At 60.8% G+C, this 3723-nt stretch carries 2 protein-coding genes and 1 pseudogene; 1 reads left to right on the forward strand and 2 read right to left on the reverse strand.

The features are described from left to right. Positions 1–140: 140 nt before the first annotated feature. Together OQK_RS02355 and pap are read right to left on the reverse strand one after the other, a co-directional pair. Positions 141–1325, reverse strand: coding sequence for a thiolase family protein (locus OQK_RS02355; RefSeq protein WP_016770940.1), 1185 nt, complete (start codon positions 1323–1325; stop codon positions 141–143). 103 nt (positions 1326–1428) lie between these two features. Continuing rightward, positions 1429–2943: a polyphosphate:AMP phosphotransferase gene (pap, locus tag OQK_RS02360; protein WP_016770941.1), complete on the reverse strand. Its 1515-nt coding sequence runs from the start codon at positions 2941–2943 to the stop codon at positions 1429–1431. 536 nt (positions 2944–3479) lie between these two features. On the opposite strand from pap, the pseudogene OQK_RS02365 reads away from it, so the two are divergent. Further along, positions 3480–3723, forward strand: a pseudogene (locus OQK_RS02365) (bifunctional tRNA (5-methylaminomethyl-2-thiouridine)(34)-methyltransferase MnmD/FAD-dependent 5-carboxymethylaminomethyl-2-thiouridine(34) oxidoreductase MnmC); the annotation flags it as partial.

A 3723-nucleotide genomic window follows, 5' to 3' on the forward strand; every position in this document is an offset into this window, starting at 1 on the left:
GATGCAGCGGCAGGGTTCCAAGGGCTAACCGTGTTGATCCCATCGCTGGCAAGCCAGCTCCCACAGGATTTTTGACATATACAAAACCTGTGGGAGCTTGCCAGCGATGGCGATCTGACCGACGACAACGAACGGAGGATTTAGCGCACCGCCTCAAACAACCCACTCGCCCCCATCCCGCCACCCACGCACATGGTGACGATGCCGTAGCGCAAATTGCGTCGCTGCAATTCCCGGATCAAATGCCCGACCTGACGCGAGCCGGTCATGCCGAACGGGTGGCCGATGGAAATCGAGCCGCCGTTGACGTTGTATTTGTCGTTGTCGATCTCCAGCCGGTCGCGGCTGTACAGGCACTGCGAAGCGAACGCCTCGTTCAACTCCCACAGATCGATATCCGCCACTTGCAGGCCCTTGGCCTTGAGCAGTTTCGGCACTGAGAACACCGGGCCGATGCCCATTTCGTCCGGCTCGCAGCCGGCGACGGTGAAGCCACGGAAAAACGCTTTCGGCTTGAGCCCCAGTTCCAAGGCTTTATCCAGGCTCATCACCAGCGTCATCGAGGCACCATCGGACAGCTGCGAGGAATTGCCCGCCGTCACCGAACCGTCGTCGGCGAACACCGGTTTCAAACCGGCAAGGCTTTCGTAGGTGGTGTCCGGGCGGTTGCAGTCGTCGCGCTCGACGACGCCGTCGACAATCTGCACTTCGCCGCTGTTCTTGTCCTCGACGCGGTATTTCACCGCCATCGGCACGATTTCATCATCGAACAAACCCGCAGCCTGGGCCTGCGCGGTACGGATCTGGCTTTGCAGCGCATAGCGATCCTGGGCTTCGCGGCTGACACCGTAACGGCGCGCCACCACTTCGGCGGTCTGGCCCATGGTGTAGTAGATGCCGGGAGTCTGTTGCTTGAGCAGCGGGTTGATCAGGTGATCGGTGTTGACGCTTTTCAGGGTCAGGCTGATCGACTCGACGCCGCCGGCAACGATGATGTCGCTGCAACCGGAGGCGATCTGGTTGGCGGCAATCGCAATGGCCTGCAAGCCCGAGGAACAGAAACGGTTGAGGGTCATGCCGGCGGTGCCGGTGCCCAGGCGCGACAGCACCGCGACGTTGCGGCCGATGTTGTAGCCCTGCGCGCCCTCGTTGGAGCCGGCGCCAACGATGCAGTCCTCGACGCTGGCCGGGTCGATATCGTTGCGGGTCAGCAGCGCATTGACGCAGTGGGCCGCCATGTCATCGGGGCGGGTCTGGTTGAACTTGCCGCGAAAGGATTTGGCCAGGCCGGTCCGCACGCTGTCGACGATCACCACTTCACGCATGGCATACCTCATTGTTGTTGTCGGTTGAGAGTGGACCTGAGCATAAGTCCACCTTCTTGCCGACCGCGAGGATCATTCACCCGGCGTATGCGCGGCCATCGCTTCAGTCCTTGTGCTTTTTGGCCTTCTTGTCGGATTTCTCGAACGCGTCTTCCAGCGCGCGGTTGATGGTGCGCAAAACTTTCACCCGTGCCCAGCGTTTATCGTTGGCCTCGACCAGCGTCCACGGCGCGATCTCGGTGCTGGTGCGATCGACCATGTCGCCGACCGCCCGGCGATAGTCGTCCCACTTTTCCCGGTTGCGCCAGTCGTCCTCGGTAATCTTGAAGCGCTTGAAGGAAATCTCTTCGCGCTCCTGAAAGCGCTCCATCTGCGTGTCCTTGTCGATAGCCAGCCAGAACTTGACCACGATGACTCCGGCATCGGCCAGTTGCTCTTCGAAGTCATTGATTTCGCCGTAGGCGCGCAGCCAGTCGGCCGGGGTGCAGAAGCCTTCGATCCGCTCGACCAGCACCCGCCCGTACCACGAACGGTCAAACACGGTGAATTTGCCCCGCGCCGGAAGGTGTCGCCAGAACCGCCACAGGTAGGGTTGCGCGCGCTCTTCTTCGGTCGGCGCGGCGATCGGGACGATGCTGTACTGACGCGGATCGAGCGCCGCTGCCACGCGGCGAATCGCCCCGCCCTTGCCCGCCGCGTCGTTACCCTCGAACACCGCGACCAGCGCATGGCGGCGCATGCGTTTGTCGCGCATCAGCCCGGACAGACGCGCCTGTTCGGTGATCAGTTGTTCTTCATAGTCTTTCTTGTCCAGACGCTGGGTCAGATCAAGGCTGTCGAGCAGGTTCAACTGATCGACCGGCGTGCCCAGCGGCGCGGCACTGACTTCGTGGGGATTGACGTCGGCACGCTTGAGCGCACTTTGCAGGCCTTCGAGGAGAATCTTGCCCACCGCCAGGCTGCGGTAATTGGCATCGACGCCTTCGATGACATGCCACGGCGCGTAATCGCGGCTGGTGCGGCGCAGCACGCGCTCGCCGTATTTGACGAACTTGTCGTAGGTCTGCGACTGCTGCCAGTCCAGCGGGCTGATGCGCCAACTGTGCAGCGGGTCGTCGGCCAGCGATTTTAGCCGCGCTTTCATCTGCTTCTTGGACAGGTGAAACCAGAACTTGAAGATCAGCGCGCCTTCATCGCAGAGCATTTTTTCCAGACGCTCGGCGCCAGCGATGGCCTGATCCAGACGCGGATCCTTGAACAGTCCGTGCACCCGGCCCTGGAGCATCTGGCTGTACCAGTTGCCGAAGAACACGCCCATCCGGCCCTTGGCCGGCAGCATCCGCCAGTAGCGCCAGGCGGGTGGCCGCGCCAGTTCTTCATCGGTTTGTTGGTCGAAGGTGCGCACTTCGATCAGGCGCGGGTCCATCCACTCGTTGAGCAGCTTGACCGTCTCGCCCTTGCCCGCCCCTTCGATGCCGTTGATCAGGATGATCACCGGAAAGCGTTTCTGCTGCTGCAACTCGAACTGCGCTTCCAGCAAGGCTTCACGCAGCGCAGGGACCGCCGCCTCATAAGTGTCTTTGTCGATGGCGTGACCGATTTCAGCGGATTCAAACATTGGACGGCTCCTTCCAGGGTTCAGCAAGACTAGCGGATTGGGCACGGGCGCAGGGCAGAAATTCCCATGAACTCAGGACGGGATGAGAACTTTGTGGTGAGGGAATTTATCGTTGACTGGCTGTGCAGTAGTCGTGGATCCGGGAAGTGCGGTTTGGATCGGGAAAACGGGGTGGATGGTTTTGGGACTGCTGCGCAGTCCAGCGGGGATGAATCCCCTCGCCACAGGGTTCTTTTCACTGCGAGTCTTGTGGTTTTGGGACTGCTTCGCAGTCCAGCGGGGATAAATCCCCTCACCACAGGGTTCTTTTCACTGCGAGTCTTGTGGTTTTGGGACTGCTTCGCAGTCCAGCGGGGATAAATCCCCTCACCACAGGGTTCTTTTCACTGCGAGTCTTGTGGTTTTGGGACTGCTTCGCAGTCCAGCGGGGATAAATCCCCTCGCCACAGGGTTCTTTTCACTGCGAGTCTTGTGCTGGATCAGGTAGTACCGGCGCGATCGGCTAGAATGGCCGCCTTGTGTTTGCCGAGCCTGCCATGAAAGCCGAAATGCCCCACGCCCAACTCGACTGGGACGACCAGGGACGCCCACGTTCGCGGGTGTTCGATGACGTGTATTTTTCCGATCAGTCGGGGCTGGAGGAAACCCGTTACGTGTTTCTTGACCAGAACCGTCTGGCCGAGCGCTTCGCTGCGCTACCGGCGGATGGTCGGCTGGTCATTGGCGAAACCGGCTTCGGCACCGGGCTGAATTTTCTCTGCGCCTGGCAGTTGTTCGAAC

Origin of the sequence: Pseudomonas sp. R62, from assembly GCF_000257605.1 — a bacterium.
In the GTDB taxonomy this organism is placed as follows: Bacteria; Pseudomonadota; Gammaproteobacteria; order Pseudomonadales; family Pseudomonadaceae; genus Aquipseudomonas; species Aquipseudomonas atacamensis.

Excerpts from the sequence above, each read along its gene's own strand:
- pap (WP_016770941.1), bottom strand. The coding sequence starts at position 2,943 with ATGTTTGAATCCGCTGAAATCGGTCACGCCATCGACAAAGACACTTAT.
- OQK_RS02355 (WP_016770940.1), bottom strand. The coding sequence starts at position 1,325 with ATGCGTGAAGTGGTGATCGTCGACAGCGTGCGGACCGGCCTGGCCAAA.